Genomic DNA, 22367 nt, shown 5'->3' on the forward strand with positions numbered 1-22367 from the left:
TTTTTATTTCTCTGGGTTTAATTGACGAAGCTCTTGTTTAATTTCAGTTTTTGCTTTTGTCTTCTCATCAATCTCTTTAATTACACGCGCTGGAGTACCTGCAACAACTGTATATGGAGGTACATCTTCTGTTACAACAGCTCCTGCTGCTACAACTGCACCTTTACCTACTGTAACTCCCTCTAACACAACTACGTTAGCACCAATTACAACATCATCTTCAACGATAACTGGTTTTGCTGAAGGTGGCTCAATAACACCTGCAAGTACTGCACCAGCACCTACGTGACAGTTCTTACCAACAGTTGCACGTCCACCAAGTACTGCGTTCATGTCGATCATAGAACCTTCACCAATTACAGCACCGATATTAATTGTTGCATTCATCATAATAACAGCGTTGTCACCGATTTCAACGTGGTCACGAATAATCGCGCCTGGCTCAATACGAGCTTTAATACCTTTTAAATCAAGCATTGGAATCGCAGAATTACGACGGTCATTTTCAACAACGTAATCAACGATGTGCTTGCTATTTTCATCAAGAATTGTCTTAATTTCAGACCATTCTCCAAATAATACACCAGACTTTTTATTTACAAATGCTTGTACCGTTTCAGGGAATGTTACTTCTTTTAAATCCCCTTTTATGTATACCTTTACAGGAGTTTTCTTTTCACTTTTTTGAATAAACGAAATAATTTCGTTAGCGTCCATCATTTTCATTCTTGTTGCCTCCTAAATCCATTTATAATGTTACTCTACCAAACGATAGAGCGAGTAGCAAGATAATAATCCTATTTTTCCATTTGAATTTCTTCTATAATTTCTAAAAATGCTTGTACTTGCTTCAATTGTCTAGCTGATTCACTCGTCAATAACCATGTTTCTCTCGTTAATTGCACAGGTGTTTTATACATGTTTTCCTGTACTTCTTTTAAAACAGTAGAAGGTAATAGAGCATAACCTATACCATTTAAAACGAGTTGTTTACACGTCTCAATTTGATCAACGACAATTGTTCTCTTAGGTGGATTAGAAAATAAACCGTACCACCAATTTTGTATTTGTCCATAGTAAGTCGAATCACTTTTAAATTGAATAAAAGGTCTATTTGTTTCTTTTAACATTGAAATATCTTTTATTTCTTTATCCACTAAATAAAGTTCATCTTCAAATAATTGTTGCTTCTGCCCTTTATATTCTTGTGTTCCTCTTAATATAGCAACATGAACGTCGCCTTCATAAAATTGCTTTTGCACTTCGCTACTCCAGCCAGTAAACAGTGATATTTTCACAGAAGGATATTTATTCACAAACTTCTTCAAAACAGGAGGAAGCCAATATTGACCAATAACTGATGCAACAGCTATTTTTAACGTTCCGTGAGTTTCTGTTCTAAAAACAGCTAACTCACTTTTAATATTTTCTTCCCTTTGTAGCATTTCTTTTGCGTAATTTGCAACTTTTTCCCCTTCAGGTGTAATTGTCAATCCTTTTTGTGAGCGAATAAAAAACTTCATTCCCCATTGTTTCTCCATAGATTGTAATCGTTGACTAAGCGCAGGTTGTGAAACAAATAAACGTTCCGCCGCTTTTCTCATATTTGATTCCTGTGCTAACACAACCATCATTTGAAAATCATCAATTTGCAACTTTCTCCCTCTTTCCTCAGCTTCCATACACCTTATCTCAATAAGCTTTTCATCCTTAATTTAACTACATACTCATATATTTTTTTATCTTTTTAAATATAATACATACACAACTGATATGCACGAAAAAAAGTGACTTCCCCGTTTCTATGAAGCCACTTTTTTCACATTATCGATTATGTTGCCTTACTTTTTTATTCAACAATTTTAAAATCGCTCGACGTGTTAAAATCCCCTCAAAATACCCTTCTTCATTGACAGCGCAAATAAAAGGATGATCAATTGTCATTTCTAATGCTTTTGCAAATGAATCTTCTAACTTAAGAACCGGAATATCTTCCTTCATCACCTGTTCTACTTTCATTTCGTCAAGTCTTTCAAACTCAATACGTTCTAACCCTAGCATACCGTCTAAAATCATAGCAGTACTAATTAACCCGTGTAATTTGTACATCGGGTCCAAAACAGGTATCGCCGAATATCCAGATTTCACAAGTACGAGTAAAGCATGCTCTAAGCCATTCCCTATTTGGACGTGCGCTACTTTTTCTGATGAAATCATTAAATCTTTCACAAAAATTTGTTGAAACTCGTCTTTTGGAATACTAATCATATTACATCCCCCATTTTCCCTTTTTCCTGCTTATAATCACCGGCTCTATTCATATTTTATGACAGCGTTTTCACATTATTATTTTGTCCTTACATTATTTCAGTAAAAAACAAAATCACACAGCTATTTTAGCATATAACGCAAAAAAAAGACTACCATTCCGGTAGCGCTTAATACCCTTTATTTTTTAATCTGTAAAATAACCTTGTGATTTTTTTATATTGCATCACATCTGTCTTTTTTAAACCATTCTCAATATCTGTAAGTTCCACAGCTAAAATTTCACTCGCATAATTTTGCTGAAATAAAATATCCAGTAACAAACTTTCCTCTTCTTCCGTTAAAACAAATTCCCTTTTCATATACCCCTCTCCTTATACTCGCATCGTTATCCTTATTATATAAAATTTTCAGCCTATTTAATAGATGTAATATTCAGTTTTTAGTGAGAGATATATAAAATTTGTTTTTATTTCGTATATCGATTCGCATAACTAAACGCAGCATAAGCATCTGGCTTAATTTTTGCAGTTAATCCCATCGCTTGAATTTTCGCTGTCATATCTAGAATAAATTCTTTTGTTAAACCATCATTTCCGATATCTAAGTGAATTTCCATTATAAATCCAGCTCCATCTTGAGCGTATGGATGCAATAAATCCCATATTGTTTGTATGTGATTTGGAGTAAATAAGCATGCAATTTCTTGACTAAACTGCGTTTCTAAATATATCTTCTCACGTAAAGTTGCTGGCTTATCTTTTACTGATTGATGGTGTAAACATCCCCAGGCTCCTTTTCCAACGCGATGAATATGAATTGCCGTAATAAACCTCGTATCCTTTTGATGTGCTTGTGAGTCTGTCCCAATGGATAAGCGATATAAATTTCGTGGATTCTTTTCAATGAAATTACAAATACGGGTAAAGACCATATCAAAATTTAAATGTCTCTCTGAAACATTATAAAATTTATGTTCACCGGCCACATAGTCACGTCCTTTCAATTAGACAGACTTTTCGTATTCTCATTGTATGGGACAAAAACAAAAATTATAACTTCCTACCCTTTATTCGTTTCAATATTCCGAATTACATACTGGCAAACTTGGCACGTATAAATTACATTTTGGTTCGATTGAGCCGTTAATACATGAATAATCTCAGCAGCATTGTGACAATTAGGACAAATGACAACCGGTAAACGCTCCATACAACACACCTCCTCATTATGTTTATCCCCCAATCTACTATGTGTAAACACCCAATTGGTGATAGCTATTAATCAGTATAGAAAGAAGAATCTCCACTGATTACAATTTCACTTTATTACCATTGTAGGAAAAATGAAAAATCCCTATACATATATGCGCAAAAGTAATAGAACTAAAAAAGGTGTTGCCATTTGGCAACACCTTTTTTATATGTATCAAGAAATGATATCGTAAATCTCAATTGCAACCATGTCGATATTATCGAATTGATACACTTGAGGTTTTTCACCTTGTTGATACACTTCTAACTCATACATTTCACTTTTATCGAAAAATTTCACGCTACATTTGCGCTCACCGTTCACTTCAAAATAGCGTTGTGCTACTTCACCGCTTTGAGCTTGTTCTTGTAGACTAACAAGTCGAGTTAAAATTCCTTGGAGTAGAGACATGAAATCTCTCCTTTCTCTGATCTTCCTACCAATAGGTTTTACAGCTATACTCATTCTATCCGTCATAGCAGAAAAAATGTTCCACACTCTAGGATAAAGGTTATTGGCCAGAAACTCAACTAAAAATTTGTCGAAATACGAAGGAAAAAACAGAAAGAACATCTTTTCCCTTCTTTATTGCGATTTTTATACTGGAAGAATATAATAAAAAACAGTAAAAAGGAGGCATTACAATGAAAAAAATTGAGGTTTACACACAACCTGATTGTCCGCCATGTGTCATTGTGAAAGAATTTTTAAAGCATAATAACGTTGTATATGAAGAATTTGACGTAAAAAAAGACGCCTCTGCACGCAATCGTCTTTTATATAACTATGATTCTTATTCAACTCCAACGGTTGTAATTGACGGAGAAGTTGTTGCTGGTTTTCAAATTGAAAAATTACAACAACTTCTCAATATAGAATAGGAATAGGTAAAGACCTATTCCTATTCTTATCCTGCTATTTTTTTGGATGTAAACATTCAATTGTAGCGGGCTAATAATCAGCGGAATATGTCCCCTACTAATTAAAGTTTCACTTTATAATTGTTGTAACCTTTTTATTTCAGTTAAAAGTTCTTGGCTTTCATGATATCCGGCCAATTTCCATTTCCCTTGATCTCTTTGCAAAGTTACAATTTGATATTGTCCACTTTTCGCCCGCTCATATACATATAAAATTTTATGCTCTTCATCATATGACATTTTCGTTTCTGAATTAAAAGAAAACGGCGCTTCTTTTGCTGGAAGTAAATATTCACCACTTTGTTTATCACTTCTACTATTTTCATCTGTAAATACTTGAAGGAAATTCTCTGTAAAATACGGTGATAACGTTTCTATCATCTTATTCATTGGCAAATGCTTCCCACGAATTGAAAATTGAGTTTCATAGCCCTTTTGTATCGTTGTATACACTTCTTTCCGATCGACTTTCACTTCCTCTTTTCCTAAAACAGTTGTAACACTATAACCAACTAGAAAGGCAACGCATACAAATAGAACTAACCATATACCATATTTCCTCATTTTTTCACCTTCCTTTTAAGAAAACTTGTCTTTGTAGTATTCATTGTAACAATGATTATGCAAAGAAAGGGCTGATTTCGTTCGTAAAATCTTTACAACGATAGACAGCATTTTTGGCACCATTTTCACTATTACCAATTTATGATAAAAACAAACAAAAAATGCACGAATCTCTTCGTGCATTAAAATAAAACATCTTCTTCATATAAATATTCATACGATAAATCTATAAATAAAAAGTTTTCATCATCAATCGGGAAAGAAAATGTTCGTACCATCTCACCGGTTTCAATATCAGCATATAAATCTGAAAGTCTTGCCTTATTCTCAAAACGCATTTTCATAATATTCTCTAGAAAATACGGGCGCCAACTCCAGTTCTTCATATAATATTCAGGCATTACAATCCATTCCCCATCTTTTTTCATAACGTTTCCTGATTGTTGAAAACCATCTTCGTTACAAATAAATATGCGAAAACTACATTGTGATACACTTTGGCTAAATTGTAATAACCAATCATTTATATCTTCATTCTTTTTCTGCTTGGCTAAAACATCACCAATTCGATCACGTAACATTTCTGTTAAATTATAAATTTTTTGTAACTTCTTCTTCTCATGTTGAATGAATTGATGACACTCATTACCAAGTCGTTCTTTCAAAACGTTCGTTTCAATAAAATCAGGTAAGCATTCTTTCAAATAATTCCCTTGATAGTATCTACCACCGTTTTTCCAAGCATATTGTAGCTGGTAAAAAGCATCTATTTCTTCATATAACAATGTTGCACCAATTCTTCTAGCAAGTAATGATAAAGAATATAAAATATCTTGATAAGATTGTAAAAGTGCAGTTTGCCTTAAGTTTGTTAAATCTACTTTTAAAATATCTGGTGCTAACACGCTAATACGTTCTAAATTACTTGTACCCGTTCCGACTTTATTAATCGAAATTTGAATACCATATGTACGATAATACATAAGCAAATGATTAAATTGCTCTATATCTTCTTTACATTCATGTTCTGTAATCTCTAAAACAATGTGTTTCAAATTTAAACCTTGCTCTTCATACATCAATAAAAGTTGAAGTAAACTTTCATCATCATCGTTCATTAATACGTTAGCATTCCGATGTATAAATAATAATAGTTTTTGATCACTTTCTAAATAACGATTTAAAGCTTTTTCTACTATAATGTTATCCGCTTCTAGTTGAAACTCACTTGGAATAGAATCATCGTGAAAGAAAGAAGCTAAACTTTGTATGCCCTCTTCTGTTTGAATACGTCCTACGACTTCATATCCAATTACAGTATGCTCATCAGCACTAAAAATAGCTTGATAATAAGGAAGGACTTTATCCAAGTTACTCATTACATCTAATGCATCTATCAACGTGCTTCCCTCCCTTTACTTTTCAAAAATTATAACATGATATTTACGGAAAAATAATAAAAAATCCCTTCAGTTTTCCTGAAGGGATTAGAGGGGTAAAATGCTAAGGGGAATTAGCAATTCTACTATGAAGAAAAAAGAGGTCTTAAATATACCGTATATATGACCTCTTGTAAACACTTTTCTTTCATATGTCACAATTCCGTCACATTTAACCGTCGAAAAATGAATCAAACATTCATTTTCTTATCCCTTTTAAAATGGATATTGATGTAAATGTTGTCCTCCATCCATTGTCATGCAAGTTCCATTTATATACGCAGCTTCATCTGAACATAAATAATAAGCTAAACCTGCAATTTCTTCTGGCGTGCCCAGTCTTCCAAGCGGAACACTTTGTATCGTACGCTTAGCCATTTCTTCTGAAATCCATAATTTATCAGCACCGCCCGTACGTTCAATTGGTCCTGGCGCGATAGCGTTAACTCGTATTCCATATTTACGGCCCCACTCAACAGCGAGTGTCTTCGTCATTGCTAATACTCCAGCCTTCGCTGCAGCCGAATGAATAACTCCCGGACCTGCATCCCATGCATATGTTGCTACCATGTTAATGATATTTCCTTTTATACCTTTTTCAATCCAGTATTTCCCGACAGCATGGCTGCAATAAAATGTACCGTTTAATACAATATTAATGACTGAATTCCAGCCATTCACGGATAAATCTTCAGCTGGACAAATAAAGTTTCCAGCTGCATTGTTTATTAAAACATCAATTCGACCAAACTTCTCATCAATCTGTTCAATCATTTTCTGAATATCGTCCGGATTTCTTACATCCATTTGCACAGGTAATATTTGCCCTGGAAATTGTTCAATTTCCAACTTTGTTTCCTCAAGCTTTTCCTTTGTACGTCCTGTAATAACAACTCGTGCCCCTTCTTTTGCAAAACGAGTCGCCATTCCTTTTCCCATTCCGCTCGATCCACCTGTTATAATAACTACCTTTTCTTTCACATACATCCCCTCCAAAAAAATGAATACACATTCATTTTATCATTTTATTTAATAGAAATCTTTATATTTTTAAACTTTTCTGATATTTTAACGTAAAGAGGTTTCTATTCACTCGTTTTTTTCGTAATATATACTACTTTTGTATTATTTAAAATATATTTCAAATAAACTGAAAGGAGATTTGAGTAACCTATAAATGCAACATAAGTTAAATAGGTGTACTCATATTTTTATGAAGGAAATTACAAGAAGAAATTTTTTAAAAACTGGTATACGCACTTGTTTATATTCATTTATAACCACTAGTATCGGATACTATTATGCTAAATATATTGAGCCTCATTTACTTTCTATTACAGAACATACACTACAATCAAAACTCATACCAAAAAGCTTTCATGGTATGAAGATTCTTCAATTTAGCGATTTACATCTCGGATACTATTTCTCTCTTCACCATTTATCTCAAATCGTTTCTAAAATTAATGCTGTAAAACCCGATATCGTCCTTTTTACCGGTGATCTCATTGATAATTATCAAACATATACTGACACTCCTTTCGTTGCATCTATTTTAAAAAATATACAAGCACCCTTCGGTAAATTTTCTATTTATGGTAACCATGATCACGGCGGATATGGAACAGAGTACTACGAACACATTATGCGCGAATCTGGATTTGAACTGTTACTAAATAGCGAAAAGAAAATTCGTCTAATAGATAATAGTGAAATTTCAATTTTCGGTCTTGATGATATACTACTAGGCAAACCAAAAATAGAGGAGACACTACATCACGCGAAGCAAAATACTTATAACATTGTTCTTGTTCACGAGCCAGATATCGCACCCCAAATTGCTCAATATCCAGTTAACTTACAGCTTTCTGGTCATAGCCATGGTGGACAAGTACAAATTCCCTTTTTAGGAGCAATTATTACCCCATCACTTGCTAAAAACTATGTAGAAGGGTTCTATACAATTCAAGATTTAGCCCTATATGTCAATCGAGGCCTTGGCAGAACACGCGTCCCATTCCGATTTATGTCAAAACCTGAAATTACGATTTTCACACTCCAACATTCGTAATAATTCGCCTATTTTCTTACATAACCTTTCTTGTACGCGCTCATCCATGTTTCATTTACCATATGATAAAAGTGAGTCCAATAAAGGAGGTTTGTCATGTATCCATATTATCAACCAATCCCAGTCCGTTCAGCACCTATTGGTCCAGTAGGCGACTCACGCTTTTTTCCGTTTTTTGGCGTCCCATTTCTAGCTGGTATTGCTGGCGGACTAATTGGCGGAGCATTAGCTTTCGGTCCTAGACCGTATTATCCACCATATCCACCACCTTTCCCACCGCCAGCACCTTATCCTTGTTATGGTGGACCTTGTCAACAACCATTCTATTATTAATGTACCGCAACAATTCTACTAATGTTATTTCCTTTCTTAACCGATTCATGATCCATTAACATCCTTATAATAAAAAGTATTCTCTCTACGCATCCTTTATAATAAGTAGAGAACAAAGTAAAAAACCTCTTAAAAAAGAGGTTTTTTACTTTGTTCTCATTATTCAGCATCCGTGTTTTGATACGCCATCTTAAATAACTTCACTTGGCTATCAATCTCTTCTGCCCCATTATTGATAACATAATAATAGTCACCGTCTTTATTTTGTTCACGCGTTTTCACATTATCAGCTAAAGTAAGCTGTAAAATCGCCTTAATTCTCGCCTTCATTTCAATATCTAATATCGGGAAAGATATTTCTACTCGCTTCTCCATATTTCGTGTCATCCAGTCAGCTGAAGATAAGTATATTTTCTCTTCTCCATTATGGTGGAAATAATAAATGCGGCTATGTTCTAAATATCTCCCAACAACACTAACGACACGAATATTTTCACTTACATTTGGAATACCAGGCCTTAAACAACATGTTCCTCGAACGATGAGCTCTACCTTTACTCCAGCTTGTGAAGCTTCATACATTTTTTTTATTAACGGTTTATCTGTTAATGAATTCATCTTGGCGATAATATATCCATTTCCATATTGTCTATGATAACGAATTTCTTCATCTATTAAATCGATAAATTGCTCTCTTATATCAAATGGCGCAACCGATAAATGGTGAAAATGTGGTTTTGTTGTATAACCACTTAAATAATTAAAGAAATTTGTTGCATCCACCCCAAAGTCTTTTCGTGATGTAATATAACCGAAATCAGTATATAACTTTGCTGTCGCGTCATTATAATTTCCAGTTCCAAGATGTACGAACCTTTCAATTTTTCCGTTTTTTCTCCTTACAACTAGCGTAATTTTACTATGTGTTTTCAAATGACTTACACCGTAAATAACGTGACAGCCTGCCTTTTCTAATTCTTTAGCCCAATGTACATTATTTTCTTCATCAAATCTTGCCTTTAACTCAACTAATACCGTCACTTGCTTTCCTTTTTCAGCCGCTATCTTGAGCGCCTGAATAATCGGCGAATCCCCACTTACTCGATATAAGGTTTGTTTGATTGCAAGTACATTCGGATCGTCTGCTGCATCACGCACAAAATCAACTACTGGCTGAAACGACTCAAACGGATGATGTAATAAAATATCATGCTCAATTGCTTTTTCAAATACATCTTCCGCATCCCCTAAGTCTTGAGGTCGTTGCGGAATAAGAGCCGGATATACTAAATGTTCATATAATGGAGCCAGTTTTTTATATAAAGAGAAGAGACATGTTAAATCTAGCGGTCCATCCATTATATATACATCTTCATCTTTTACTTCCAACACCTCATATAATAATGCTAAAACTCTTTCATCAATATGCTCTTTGCCAACTTCTAAACGTACAGCAGCTCCCCACTTACGCTTTTTTAATTCTTTTTCAATTACTTTTAATAAATCTCTCGCACCTTCTTCATGAATCGTTAAATCCGCATTGCGTGTAATACGGAAACGAGTAACAGATGATACTTTATATCCAGTGAATAATTTATGAGTAAAACCACTAATTACATCTTCTAATAAAATAAATTTATGCTTTTGCCCTTCGCTCGGCAAAAATATGAAACGTTCAAGTAATGAAGGAACTTGTACAATTCCTAATTTCGTGCGGTTTTCTTCCTCAACTTGTTTCTCATCATATAAAAGTGTAGCTAAATTCAAACTTTTATTTAATAACATTGGAAATGGACGATATGCATCGATAGCTACAGGTGTTAAGACCGGGAAAATTTGTTCATCAAAATACTCTTCTATAAATTCTCTCTGTTCTTTCGTCAAATCATGGAATGTTAAACCCTCAATTCCCTCTATCCCCAGCGCTGGCAATATATAATTTTTAAACGTATCATATTGTACAGTCATTAATTCGTGGGCCTTTATCGCAATTTTATTTAATTGCTTTTTAGGTGTTAAGCCAGCCTTATTTTCTGGTTGGTTAAACCCAGCACTCACTTGATCCTTCAATCCTGCTACACGTACCATAAAGAATTCATCCAAATTTGAGCTGAAAATGCTAATAAACTTTAATCTTTCCAAGAGCGGATTCGTTTCATCCTGTGCTTCTTGTAGTACACGTTCATTAAATGCTAACCAACTTAACTCTCGATTATTATAATAAGCTGTATCATTTAAATTTACTATGTTCCCCTTAGATAATTCCATTCTCTTCACACTTCCCCTTGAAACTTTTTTACTATAATTTAGTTACTTTCATTTTAGCAAATTACAATATTATAAAGTGTAAATTTTTCGTAAAGACATCCGTACAACTTAGTGTTTTGATTCGAAGAATAAGTTAATAGTTGTTTTCAATACTCTTTCCAGCTGCTTTTTTTGCTTTTCAGCTTGCACTTTTTCCGCTAATGCCGCTTGCTCACATACAATTTTAAATGTTAATCCTTCTTTACTTTCTGTTACACATATCGATTCAACAAGCGATCTTTTTCTTATATTTAGAGCTGCTGAAAATTGTAAAACAGCCCCTAATAGGCGAATTTTTTTTTGTTCATTTTTATCAAACCATCCTTCAAACGGGGATAAATGTTGTTTGAATAACATTTTTGATTTATAAGATGCAATAAGCGCTAATCTAACTCGATCTTTATGCATCATACCATCAATTGTTTTATTCGCTAATAAATAAAACGTATGTAAGCGGCTCGCTTCATCGTCTATATATTTTCCTATATTAAATACTTTCGCTGCTTGCTGGAATACTTCCCAGTCTTTTTCTGACATAGAAATAAGACCTGTTTCTTCAAGCTGTTGACAAATGAGTCTTCCATGTTTAATAAGCTGCATTACAAATTCCATATCCATTTCATATTCATGTGATAATAAATACAAACTTTCTTCGACTACGTTCGGATAATATGAAATCCCCAAATCTTTTGTCAACTCTTCATAGAAAACACCTTCTCGTAATCCTTTTCTACTTAATACAAATGCCGGTGCCTCTATAACGTTAACAAGCCTATGAAATACTTCGACTGCTGGAATAATTGTATCTGCTCGATCTTTTGCCAATCCTTCCAATTTTTGAAGCTCTGTGAAAGACAATGCTTCCAATTCTTCTTTCACATTTTTAATATCTTCTTCTTTCATCTTATATAGATGTACCCCTGCTATAGGATAACAAATTAAATTTTGATGGATTTTCACTAAGTTCCTCGCACTACCACCAATTGCAATAAGAGGCAATTTTTTGTTAATTAACCATGGCAATGTTCGAAATTGATATTCTAAGTACGTTTGAATCTTTTCCAACTCTTCTTCAGTAGGTATATTCTCTTTAATAAATTGTTGCTTTAAAGAAAGTGCTCCAAAAGGAAAGCTATGATACTCTAGAATCTCTCTATTTTGAAAGTATGTGACTTCCGTACTCCCTCCACCAATATCTACTGTAATTCCTTCAGAAAACGAAGTTGAATTCATAACTGCTAAATAGCCGTAACGTGCTTCTTCATATTCTGATAATACTCTAAGAGTAAAGTCTGTTTGTCCTTCAACAAGTTTTTTAATTTCTTCTTGATTCTCAGCCTGCCTAATTGTTGCTGTTGCAACACAAAGTACATGATGCAACTTGTGGAATCGTGTACTTTCTTGAAATTGAAAAAATGTTTGTAACAATACCTCTATTCCTTCTTCATTCAACATGCCATCGACTAAGTAGTTCCTTAACCGAGCAACCACTTTGGTGTTTTCAATTTCCTTATAAAAACCTCCGTTTTGCTTTTCATAAATAACTAAACGCATTGTATTAGACCCAATATCTATAATGGCATATTGCTGTTTTAATATTTCTTTCAAACTTCTCACTCTTTCATTATCAAATTTCTAAAACACATTCTATTACTATTATACAAAATAGTTGTTTTTTGTAACAATATTGCTTTAATATTGAAAATATATACAATCACTTTTTGCATATAATAAAAATCACTTTTATTTATGGTATAATAATGAAAAATTGAAAGGAGATTCAATATGAAACCTTCACAACCACAATCTCAATCACAAAACCAACATTCTATTAATCGACTAGCTCAATCTATTTTCGTTGTGAATCGTCATGCTAAAGCTGCAACTAATCCGAAGTATTTATACTGGTTAAAAAAGACGGCTTTAGAACGCTTAATTGCCGAGAAAAAAGCTATTAAAGAAGGATTACATTTTTCTAGAAATCCACGTTTTAGCCAACAACAATCTGATGTTCTTATACGTTTAGGTGATTATTTTTTCCATATTCCTCCTACCAAAGAAGATTTTCGAATCCTACCACACCTTGGTCATCTTGAATCCTCCTATCGAAATCCGAAAACAACCTTATCTTTAACAGTAGCAAAAAAGACGCTTCAAGATTATATTGGTCCTGAAGCACTGAAACAAGAAAAAAAATTAAGTGAACCTGTCCCATGGTATAGTCGTACTTATACAAAAAAATAAAACAGTTTGGCCCATAATGGGCCAAACTGTTTTATTTTTTCTCTTCTTTAATCTTAATATTTGCTTGTTTATAAAAAGCTATTTTTTCTGTATTATAAGTTTTTGTAAATTCATTAAACTTATCTTTTTCTGATTCAATATCTTTATAAGACTGATTTACTACTTTTACTTTTTCACTAATATCTTTTAATTTTGTACCTTTATCTTGTAACATTGTATATAATTCTTTTTCTTGTTTTAGCGATTTATTATAGCTATCATACATTTTGTTAAATGAATCATGTCGTTTCTCATATGTGCTCTTCACTTTATCCGCTTGATCTTTCAATTTCTTATCTTCAATTTTCTTCACATATTTATCTGCTGACTTCACTTCTTCTTGTGCCTTATTTAAAGATTCTTTTTCTTTTTTAAGCACTTTTTCTCTTTCATCTGTATTTTTCACTGCTTGGTTCAGTTTTTCCTTAACAGTTTGATTATTATCTTTTCCTTCTTGAACAATCTGGTTATATAATTCCTGTCCCTCTTTTTCTAAAGTTTCAAGTTTCTTCGCATCTTCAAACATTGTTTTTTCTTGCTTTGCAGCATTTTCAAACGCAACATATAATTCCTCTTCTGGTTTCGGCCCGAAACAACCCGCTAGTAAAATCATTGATAATGCAGTTACAATTGCTAATTTACTATACTTCAACATCTTTTCCTCCTACTTATATACGATCATCGTGTAAAAAGCTATGAAATTATTTATCCTTTTATTAACTCCATACTCGCACCTTTTTTTACGAAAATCATTCATATTGTTTATAATGCTTGTACAAATTGTATTACTCAAAATTACATTTTCGAACTAAATAGCAGTTTCATCTCTACTTTTTACTTGGCACTTTTTAAAACCTATTTATACTATGTATTACATAAAAGTACAACGGAATTCATCACAGCCATAATAATTTGGAGAACAACAGTAATAATTCACCTCATAAAAGATGGTTGTTGTTCTGTCACGTCTATCATTCTATCATTCCCTTTCCGCTTTCTATCAAATAATCTCTTTGTTCATTTTACACAGTGTAAATGTCATCTTGCAACAACTTACAATTATTCTTGTCATCCCCTAAAAAGGAAAAGTGTAGAGCATGCTTTCCTCTACACTTTAAAAATGAAACACATTGTGCAAAATGCATTGACACATCCAACATAATTATATGCTTATTCCATATATTTTTAAAGACTTTTATTACAATAAAAGTTATTTTTGTAATAAAAGTCAAAAAAATGTTACATTAAAAACTTCTTCATATCATATTTCTTTAAATCAAAGTTTTAATCTTTCTCTTACAAATTCCTATGCTGATACAACTGATTTTGTGCTTTTTTTAACAATTCTTCAAAAGTTTTTCCTTCTAGCGGATAACTAGCAGCTCCAAATAATAGATTCATACTTAACAAGCCATTTTCTATTTCACTTTCAATATTTTTCATTAATCGGTTTGTTATTGTCGACTTTTCATGTCCGTTATCAATTGCCACAATTACATACTTATTTTCATCCCACTTAGTAACGACATCCCCTTTACGAATTGTCTTTACAATCGTACTCTCCAATTTTTGTACTAACACCTCCAATCTTTTTTCTTGCACTGTATCTTTTAGTTCTTTCCATTCTTTCACAGAAAGAATGTACACTGTAATATTATGAGAATCCCGTTCTGATAGAGCAGCTACTTTCTCAAAGAAATCAACTACAAAATCATTACTCGCCATTCCCCCTACTTCCGTATCTGTATTCTCATTCGCTCTTTTATCATACCAATGTCCAAAATAATAGCTGAGTACCATTTGCAATATATAAATAATAAAGACGGTATAAAATGATCGCGAATCCAATTTTGTAATTACATCCTGAAGCGCAATCCATTCTGTAACTGCCACTGTATTCCCAAGTAATAATCCACTTATTTTTCCTTTATGTTTCATACTTCTCCTCCCTTCTATACCAATATATGTTTCTATAACAATTATGTTTTTCTACAAAATAAAAAATGTACATATTGAGTGTACATTTCCGCTTAAGCTTGTCTACCATTTCTATTCTATTTCATATATATACTATATATCGTTTTAGAAAGGTGGTGACCTATATGCTACAAAAAGAAAATCTATCAGATATTATACGTTTACTAGCTGGTTTTCTGTTATCGTTGAAATTACTATTTAACTCTTTCGGTGTAAACTTTATTACAAACGATCAAATTGACGCTATTGTAAATGTTGTTTCCTTTCTGTTCATTCTATATTTTGGTTATAAAAATAATTATGTAGGAAAAAAAGGAATTGAGCAAAAAAAAGTACTCAAAAAGCACAACCTTCACTAAAAAAGGAACCTTTCATACAGGTTCCTTTTTTTCATTGTCGCACAACAACTTCATTTGTTTGCAGCGGACCATATGATACTCCATTATATTGAAATGTATATGTAGCCTGAAATAATGCGCTTTTGAGTGCTTTATCTTTATTTGCTTTTATTTTACAAATTAATTCTACCTTCTCATTTGGTAATAAATTATCGATTCGCCACCTTACAAGCTGAAACAAAAATTCACTCATCCCCTTATCAGCCTTTAGTGAATTTGGGATATATGCAAAATAATCTCGAATCATATGACTTACTACAACTCGTGAAATCATTTCCAGTCCTTTATTTTCAACTTCAATTCGTATAATAAGTATGTCGTTTACATCATAAGTCAGTTCATATGAAAATTTTTCTTTATACATACTACGGATTTGTAATGTAACTGCTACATTCGGACATTCGTTTTCCTTTTTTGATCCATCAATCCACAAGACCGGTTGTAGTGGTATTGAACGTCTTCCTTGATCCGAAATTCGTTTCCATATTTTCATAATAATATTCACCCCATTTCAGATGCATCATTCATACGGCTTTATTCTGCCTCTCTACACAACTTGTTACAAACGATATATAGTTATTACTCTTCCTTTTATCCTATTCGACAATATAAAGAAAAAACCATTTTTCCTCTGTTAACTGAAGGTATTCTTACTGAAATATTTTTTTACAATTTCCTTCATTGACTTTATACCAATATTAAGTATTACTCACTCTTTCGCTGCCCATACAACAGAATATTTTGACGGAAGAAAAAGTTTGCCTTTTAGTCAAATTTGACTATAATATTCTTTATGGCTTGTGCACTTGTGTAAATTGATTTGAAAGAACTATACTTTACATTTTTATGCGCTGCACTCAAAACTTAATATAGTTTACTTATTTTTAAAGGAGGGTTATATTTGGAATCTCAATTATCAAAAAAAGACTCCAACAAGACAAAATTTGTTGTTGCTGGTTTACTACTTGGTATTTTAATGGCGGCAATGGATAATACAATTGTTGCAACAGCAATGGCAACTATCGTTGGAGACTTAGGGGGATTTGACAAGTTCGTTTGGGTCACGTCTGCATATATGGTAGCAACAATGGCCGGCATGCCTATCTTCGGAAAACTTTCTGATATGTACGGACGAAAACGCTTTTATATTGGTGGCCTTATTCTTTTCTTGTTCGGTTCTGCACTTTGCGGAACAGCATCTAGCATTGAGCAACTAAGTATTTATAGAGCAATTCAAGGAATTGGTGGCGGCGCTCTTATGCCTATCGCATTCACAATTATGTACGATATATTCCCACCAGAAAAACGCGGGAAAATGACAGGGCTATTCGGTGCTGTTTTCGGGACATCTAGTGTATTCGGCCCTTTATTAGGCGCATATATTACAGACTATATAAGTTGGCACTGGGTCTTCTATATTAATATTCCATTAGGACTTATCTCCTTCTTCTTCATTACGAAATACTACAGTGAGTCTCTAGAATTTAGAAAACAAAAAATTGATTGGGCTGGCGCTATTACACTTGTTATTAGTATCGTTTGCTTAATGTTCGCCTTAGAACTTGGTGGTAAAGAATACGCATGGAATTCCACTGTAATTATCGGCTTATTTACAACAGTTGTTATTATGCTTATTATTTTCTTCTTCGTAGAACGAAAAGCAACCGAGCCTATCATTTCTTTCCATCTATTTAAAAAACCTTTATTCGCAGCTAGCCAAGGTGTTGCCTTTTTCTATGGTGCCGCTTTTATCATCTGTACAGTTTATATCCCAATCTTCGTTCAAGGTGTTCTCGGTGGTTCGGCCTCAAATGCTGGATTAATTTTAACACCTATGATGGTTGGCTCTGTAATTGGAAGCCAAACAGGTGGACAGTTAGCTTCTCGAACAAGTTATCGTAACATTATGATGGCATCTGGAGTTTTCTTCGTTCTTGGTATTTATTTACTAAGCACTTTAACAATGGACACACCTCGCCTACTCGTAACACTATTTATGGTTCTCGCTGGACTTGGTGTTGGTTTCTCGTTCTCAGTTTTAAGTATGTCTTCGATTCACAAATTAGAAATGAGAGACCGTGGTTCTGCTACATCAACAAATTCATTCTTCCGTTCGCTCGGTATGACTCTTGGTGTAACGATTTTCGGTACCATTCAAAATCATATTTTTACAGATAAACTAAATACTCTCTTCCCTCCTGAACTAGCAAAACTAGCTCCAAAGGGTGGAGACACAAGTTTCTTATTATCACCAGGTGCTACCGATAAAATACCAGCTGAAATATTAACTGGTATTAAAGAAGCTCTCGCTACATCTATTGCCAGCACATTCTTCTGGGCACTGATCCCGGCTGTACTAAGTATTATTTGTATTTTACTTATGGGAAATGAACGCCTATTTACAGGTCCAAAAACGAAACAAAAACAAAAGCAAGTAAGTTAGTATAGAAAAAAGAAACGGCATATCCCTTTGTAAAAAAGGATATGCCGTTTATAATATATAAAGTAAAACTTTGATCAGTAAGGGACCATTCTCACTGATTATGATCCCTCACCAATTGGGATAAAGTTTCTATATACAGGAGTTGAGATAGAATGAGCATGAAATTAGTCATTCTCGGCTTGCTACTCGAAGGGGATAAACATCCATATGAAGTGCAACACATTATGAAAGAAAGACAAATGGATTGTTATATTAAATATGCAAAAGGTTCCCTTTACTACGCCTTCGAGCAATTAGAAAAGCAAGGTGCAATTAGTATTACCGCAATTGTTCGAGATACGAATAGACCAGATAAAACAATCTTTCATATAACAGAAGAAGGTAAACGGTTATTTCACACGTTACTATTAAAACAATTCGAGGCAAAAAATCAAATATACAAACCCATTTATTCAGCACTCTCTTTCGCTCAGTTTGGTGATGAACAAGAGTTAGTTCCCATTTTAGAAAAAAAGAAAAATGATACCATTCAATATTTACATAAAATGCAAACTATTTATGATTGTAGCAAAGGACAAATTCCACGTGCACAACTATATATTTTACAAAGCGTTATTGAACATATTACAGTTGAATTACAATGGTTAAACACCCTCCTTACAGATGCAGTTGCAGGACGCCTTTCAGAAATTGATATAGATGAAGGTTAAAATTATAAAGAAGAGGTTGTAAAAAACAATCAAGTTATTTCATGTTAAATTTTAAAACAAGCATAGCCCCGTTCTAATTTAGGACGGGGCTATGCTTGTTTTATTTTCGATATAAATTGAATTTATTATTAAATTGCATAACTAGCATCTTATCTTTGTACAAGTATATATTTCTTTGTAGGTTTAATCGCACTTCCTTTCAATTACCCTTACTTTTCTTCGTTCTATAAAAACCAGAATAATCGGAATAATAAAAACGAAAAACTTTGGAATTTTCTTATTTTAAAACAGTAGACAAAATTCCAAAAATTGTGTTAGAATTTGTTTCAATATCATATCGCTTGTTAACTTCCTTTCAAAAGGAAAATAGGTACACGAAAATTTCTTTTCGTGTTTAAAAGGGAAGATTGGTGAAACTCCAACACGGTCCCGCCACTGTAAATGCTGAGATTTCTTTTCTATGCCACTGTGAAAACGGGAAGGTAAAAGAAATTATATGAAGCATAAGTCAGGAGACCTGCCTGTTTTAACAACACTGATAGATTCACGGATGATGATGAGGTGTTAAAACAAAAAGGAAGGCTTATTTTCTATGCCTTTGTGCTTTTTGTTATAGGTATTTCCTAGTAAACGGAAATGCTTACTTTCAATTAGGGAGGAATTTAAAATGGCAATTCAAACAAGTAATTTAGGTTATCCACGCATTGGACTACAACGAGAGTGGAAAAAAACATTGGAAGCTTTTTGGTCTAATAAAATTGATGAAGAACAATTTTTAACAAAGATGAAAGAGATTCGCCTTCAACACGTCAAAGTACAGCAAGAAAAAGGGATTGAACTCATTCCAATTGGCGACTTTACATATTATGATCACGTTTTGGATACTGCTTATATGCTAGGATTTATCCCATCACGTTTTTCTGAGTTTACATCTTACCTTGATGTATATTTCGCAATGGCCCGTGGCTCTAAAGATCACGTAGCTTCCGAAATGACAAAATGGTTTAACACAAACTATCACTATATCGTTCCTGAATATGAAGAGGGATTACAAATCTCTTTAAAAGATAATCGTCCACTTCGCTTATATGAAGAGGCAAAACAAGAATTAGGAGTAGATGGAAAGCCTGTTATTTTAGGACCATATACTTTCTTGAAATTAGCTAAAGGTTATACACAAGAACAATTCGCGACTATTTTAAAGCAATTAGTTGCACCATACGTACAACTGCTTTCAGAACTACATGCAGCTGGTGCACAAGTCATTCAAGTTGATGAACCGATTTTCGCTTCTTTAACGAAAGAAGAAATTCAACAAGCAAAAGAAATTTATGAAGCTATTCGTAAAGAAGTTCCAAATGCGACTCTTCATTTACAAACATATTTTGATAGTGTAGAAGAAAACTATGAAGAAATCATTACATTCCCTGTATCTGGTATTGGATTAGATTTCGTTCATGGTAAAGAAGGTAACCTACATGCTATTTCAAAATATGGATTCCCAGCTGATAAAACTTTAGCTGTCGGTTGTATAGATGGCCGTAACATTTGGAGAGCTGACCTTGATGAAGTTCTTACGTTATTTACAACGTTACAAAAACAAGTCCAAACGAAAGATTTCATCGTTCAGCCTTCTTGTAGCTTATTGCATACACCAATCGATAAAACAGAAGAAACTCACTTATCGACTGAGCTATTTGACGCGTTAGCATTTGCAAATCAAAAATTAGAAGAGTTAGTTCTTATTCGTTCCGCTCTGACTCAAGGTACAGAAAGCATTAGTAAGGAGCTAGAAACATACCGAAATGTACATCATACAATTCGGTCATCTGCTGCACGTAACCGAGAAGATGTTAAAGCAGCACGAACAGCACTAAAAGAAGAAGATTTCTCACGTCCTCTTCCATTTGAAAAACGATACGAATTGCAACAAGTTGCCCTGGAGTTACCATTGTTACCAACAACAACTATCGGTAGCTTCCCGCAAACAACTGAAGTTCGTCAAACGCGAAAAGAATGGCGTAACGGTGTTATTTCAAATGAACAATATGAACAATTTATTGAAAAAGAGACAGAAAAATGGATTCGTTACCAAGAAGAAATTGGTCTTGATGTCCTTGTACATGGTGAATTTGAAAGAACTGACATGGTCGAATATTTCGGTGAGCGCCTTGCTGGTTTCTCATTCACTAAAAACGGTTGGGTACAATCATACGGTTCACGCTGCGTAAAACCGCCTGTTATTTATGGTGATGTAGCCTTTATTAACGGAATGACTATTAAGGAAACTGTTTATGCACAAAGCTTAACAGAAAAAGTAGTAAAAGGAATGTTAACTGGACCTGTTACGATTTTAAATTGGTCCTTCGTTCGAAATGATATTCCAAGAAAAGAAGTTTCGTATCAAATTGCATTAGCTCTTCGTCACGAAATTGAACTACTTGAATCTTCGGGGATTCGAGTGATCCAAGTCGATGAGCCAGCACTTCGTGAAGGAATGCCGTTAAAAGAAAAAGATTGGGACGCTTATATTACATGGGCAGTACAATCCTTCCTTTTAGCAACTTCTTCTGTAGCAAATGAAACACAAATTCATACTCATATGTGTTACAGTAACTTCGAAGATATTGTTGATGCGATTCGCGCATTAGATGCAGATGTGATTTCTATCGAAACATCAAGAAGTCACGGTGAATTTATTGATACATTAAAACATACAACATATGAAAAAGGCATCGGTCTAGGTGTATATGATATTCATAGCCCACGTGTACCGAGTAAAGATGAAATGTATAAGATCGTAGAACAATCTCTACAAGTATGCGATCCTAAATATTTCTGGATTAATCCTGATTGTGGGTTAAAAACGAGAAGAACAGAAGAAGTTATTCCGGCTTTAGAACACATGGTGCAAGCAGCGAAAGATGCTCGTTCCCTTCTAAAAACAAACGCATAACAAAAATGGGTTATCCTTGTTGAGGATAACCCATTTTTTATTCTTTACTTTCAAAAAAGAATTCATATTGTATTTTATATAATTCATCATCCGTTGGTTCTTCAAGAGGCGTTGCTTGTAATACAACCGTATACTCACCATTTGGAATAGGGATTTGAAATTTATTTGAAAGAATACTTGTTACAACGATACATTCATTTTCAACTGTAAACGGAACTGTAACGGTTCTAATCACTTCTTCTTTCTCAATATGTTTCCCGCAGGTCACTTTTACTTCACAAGTATAATCAGAAAGTGCTTCAAAAATAACAGTTCCATCCGCCTTCGCATAACCTCTTTCAAAATCTTCATTCGTCCAGTCAACGTAAGGCTGATCCCCGTCATAGTTCATCAACATTAATTGCGAATACGAAATTGTTAACTCCATAGTTCCCTTCTCCTTCA

24 protein-coding genes and 1 riboswitch are annotated in these 22367 nt (G+C 33.7%); of the genes, 8 read left to right on the plus strand and 16 right to left on the minus strand.

What is annotated here, in order from left to right:
* Positions 1–3: 3 nt before the first annotated feature.
* From dapD to AAG068_RS20000, 7 genes are all read right to left on the minus strand, one after another.
* The gene (gene dapD, locus AAG068_RS19970) at positions 4–726 is read right to left on the minus strand and encodes a 2,3,4,5-tetrahydropyridine-2,6-dicarboxylate N-acetyltransferase (protein ID WP_016086511.1); all 723 of its coding nucleotides are present in this window, start codon (positions 724–726) and stop codon (positions 4–6) included.
* Between the two features lie 71 nt (positions 727–797).
* The gene (locus tag AAG068_RS19975) at positions 798–1682 is read right to left on the minus strand and encodes a LysR family transcriptional regulator (protein WP_306183549.1); all 885 of its coding nucleotides are present in this window, start codon (positions 1680–1682) and stop codon (positions 798–800) included.
* Positions 1683–1824: 142 nt separating this feature from the next.
* On the minus strand, positions 1825–2268 hold the full coding sequence (gene cbpB / locus AAG068_RS19980) for a cyclic-di-AMP-binding protein CbpB (RefSeq protein WP_048530727.1): 444 nt from the start codon (positions 2266–2268) through the stop codon (positions 1825–1827).
* Positions 2269–2438: 170 nt separating this feature from the next.
* A complete protein-coding gene (gene abbA, locus AAG068_RS19985) occupies positions 2439–2630 on the minus strand; it encodes an antirepressor AbbA (protein ID WP_000817794.1) in 192 nt (63 codons plus the stop codon).
* 107 nt (positions 2631–2737) lie between these two features.
* Positions 2738–3256 carry a ribonuclease H-like YkuK family protein gene (locus AAG068_RS19990; protein WP_342715580.1) on the minus strand — a complete coding sequence of 173 codons (519 nt, stop codon included), beginning with the start codon at positions 3254–3256 and terminating at the stop codon, positions 2738–2740.
* Positions 3257–3330: 74 nt separating this feature from the next.
* Positions 3331–3480, minus strand: coding sequence for a hypothetical protein (locus tag AAG068_RS19995; protein ID WP_048530729.1), 150 nt, complete (start codon positions 3478–3480; stop codon positions 3331–3333).
* 216 nt (positions 3481–3696) lie between these two features.
* Entirely contained in the window at positions 3697–3933 is a 237-nt protein-coding gene (locus AAG068_RS20000) for a YkuJ family protein (protein ID WP_098667535.1), read from the minus strand.
* Positions 3934–4166: 233 nt separating this feature from the next.
* Between AAG068_RS20000 and AAG068_RS20005 the strand changes: the two genes are divergently transcribed.
* Positions 4167–4403 (plus strand): glutaredoxin family protein, encoded by a 237-nt coding sequence (locus AAG068_RS20005; protein WP_342715581.1) that lies wholly within the window; start codon positions 4167–4169, stop codon positions 4401–4403.
* 114 nt (positions 4404–4517) lie between these two features.
* On the opposite strand, the gene AAG068_RS20010 is transcribed toward AAG068_RS20005, so the two are convergent.
* The 3 genes from AAG068_RS20010 to fadH all read right to left on the minus strand — a co-directional run bounded on the left by AAG068_RS20010 (position 4518) and on the right by fadH (position 7426).
* Positions 4518–5006, minus strand: a complete 489-nt coding sequence (locus tag AAG068_RS20010; protein ID WP_342715582.1) for a DUF3993 domain-containing protein — start codon at positions 5004–5006, stop codon at positions 4518–4520.
* A gap of 182 nt (positions 5007–5188) precedes the next feature.
* Entirely contained in the window at positions 5189–6406 is a 1218-nt protein-coding gene (locus AAG068_RS20015; RefSeq protein ID WP_000564300.1) for an EAL domain-containing protein, read from the minus strand.
* Positions 6407–6661: 255 nt separating this feature from the next.
* Entirely contained in the window at positions 6662–7426 is a 765-nt protein-coding gene (fadH, locus tag AAG068_RS20020; protein WP_048530742.1) for a 2,4-dienoyl-CoA reductase, read from the minus strand.
* A 232-nt stretch (positions 7427–7658) separates the two neighbouring features.
* Between fadH and AAG068_RS20025 the strand changes: the two genes are divergently transcribed.
* Both AAG068_RS20025 and AAG068_RS20030 read left to right on the plus strand, forming a co-directional pair.
* Positions 7659–8516: a metallophosphoesterase gene (locus tag AAG068_RS20025; RefSeq protein ID WP_342715583.1), complete on the plus strand. Its 858-nt coding sequence runs from the start codon at positions 7659–7661 to the stop codon at positions 8514–8516.
* A 96-nt stretch (positions 8517–8612) separates the two neighbouring features.
* Positions 8613–8849: a hypothetical protein gene (locus tag AAG068_RS20030; RefSeq protein ID WP_342715584.1), complete on the plus strand. Its 237-nt coding sequence runs from the start codon at positions 8613–8615 to the stop codon at positions 8847–8849.
* Positions 8850–9008: 159 nt separating this feature from the next.
* On the opposite strand, the gene AAG068_RS20035 is transcribed toward AAG068_RS20030, so the two are convergent.
* Together AAG068_RS20035 and ppx are read right to left on the minus strand one after the other, a co-directional pair.
* On the minus strand, positions 9009–11117 hold the full coding sequence (locus AAG068_RS20035; RefSeq protein ID WP_342715585.1) for a polyphosphate kinase: 2109 nt from the start codon (positions 11115–11117) through the stop codon (positions 9009–9011).
* A 108-nt stretch (positions 11118–11225) separates the two neighbouring features.
* Positions 11226–12773 (minus strand): exopolyphosphatase, encoded by a 1548-nt coding sequence (ppx, locus tag AAG068_RS20040; RefSeq protein ID WP_342715586.1) that lies wholly within the window; start codon positions 12771–12773, stop codon positions 11226–11228.
* 168 nt (positions 12774–12941) lie between these two features.
* Between ppx and AAG068_RS20045 the strand changes: the two genes are divergently transcribed.
* Positions 12942–13400 carry a YkyB family protein gene (locus AAG068_RS20045; RefSeq protein WP_342715587.1) on the plus strand — a complete coding sequence of 153 codons (459 nt, stop codon included), beginning with the start codon at positions 12942–12944 and terminating at the stop codon, positions 13398–13400.
* 31 nt (positions 13401–13431) lie between these two features.
* Here the strand turns inward: AAG068_RS20045 and AAG068_RS20050 are convergent, their stop codons facing one another.
* Positions 13432–14094 (minus strand): YkyA family protein, encoded by a 663-nt coding sequence (locus tag AAG068_RS20050; protein WP_342715588.1) that lies wholly within the window; start codon positions 14092–14094, stop codon positions 13432–13434.
* A gap of 641 nt (positions 14095–14735) precedes the next feature.
* Positions 14736–15377 carry a diguanylate cyclase domain-containing protein gene (locus AAG068_RS20055; protein ID WP_342715589.1) on the minus strand — a complete coding sequence of 214 codons (642 nt, stop codon included), beginning with the start codon at positions 15375–15377 and terminating at the stop codon, positions 14736–14738.
* 164 nt (positions 15378–15541) lie between these two features.
* On the opposite strand from AAG068_RS20055, the gene AAG068_RS20060 reads away from it, so the two are divergent.
* Positions 15542–15775 carry an SPP1 phage holin family protein gene (locus AAG068_RS20060; protein ID WP_000939453.1) on the plus strand — a complete coding sequence of 78 codons (234 nt, stop codon included), beginning with the start codon at positions 15542–15544 and terminating at the stop codon, positions 15773–15775.
* Between the two features lie 31 nt (positions 15776–15806).
* On the opposite strand, the gene AAG068_RS20065 is transcribed toward AAG068_RS20060, so the two are convergent.
* A complete protein-coding gene (locus AAG068_RS20065) occupies positions 15807–16307 on the minus strand; it encodes a hypothetical protein (protein WP_098667473.1) in 501 nt (166 codons plus the stop codon).
* A 408-nt stretch (positions 16308–16715) separates the two neighbouring features.
* Here AAG068_RS20065 and AAG068_RS20070 point away from each other — a divergent pair, with 408 nt between their 5' ends.
* The 3 genes from AAG068_RS20070 to metE all read left to right on the plus strand — a co-directional run bounded on the left by AAG068_RS20070 (position 16716) and on the right by metE (position 21923).
* Positions 16716–18257 (plus strand): MDR family MFS transporter, encoded by a 1542-nt coding sequence (locus AAG068_RS20070; RefSeq protein ID WP_000445746.1) that lies wholly within the window; start codon positions 16716–16718, stop codon positions 18255–18257.
* A gap of 152 nt (positions 18258–18409) precedes the next feature.
* On the plus strand, positions 18410–18967 hold the full coding sequence (locus AAG068_RS20075) for a PadR family transcriptional regulator (RefSeq protein ID WP_342715590.1): 558 nt from the start codon (positions 18410–18412) through the stop codon (positions 18965–18967).
* Between the two features lie 351 nt (positions 18968–19318).
* A riboswitch (cobalamin riboswitch) is annotated at positions 19319–19506 on the plus strand.
* Between the two features lie 128 nt (positions 19507–19634).
* Entirely contained in the window at positions 19635–21923 is a 2289-nt protein-coding gene (metE, locus tag AAG068_RS20080) for a 5-methyltetrahydropteroyltriglutamate--homocysteine S-methyltransferase (protein ID WP_342715591.1), read from the plus strand.
* Between the two features lie 37 nt (positions 21924–21960).
* On the opposite strand, the gene comJ is transcribed toward metE, so the two are convergent.
* Positions 21961–22350 (minus strand): competence protein ComJ, encoded by a 390-nt coding sequence (gene comJ, locus AAG068_RS20085; protein WP_074606329.1) that lies wholly within the window; start codon positions 22348–22350, stop codon positions 21961–21963.
* Positions 22351–22367: the final 17 nt, after the last annotated feature.

Source organism: Bacillus paramycoides, from assembly GCF_038971285.1.
Classification (GTDB): domain Bacteria; phylum Bacillota; class Bacilli; order Bacillales; family Bacillaceae_G; genus Bacillus_A.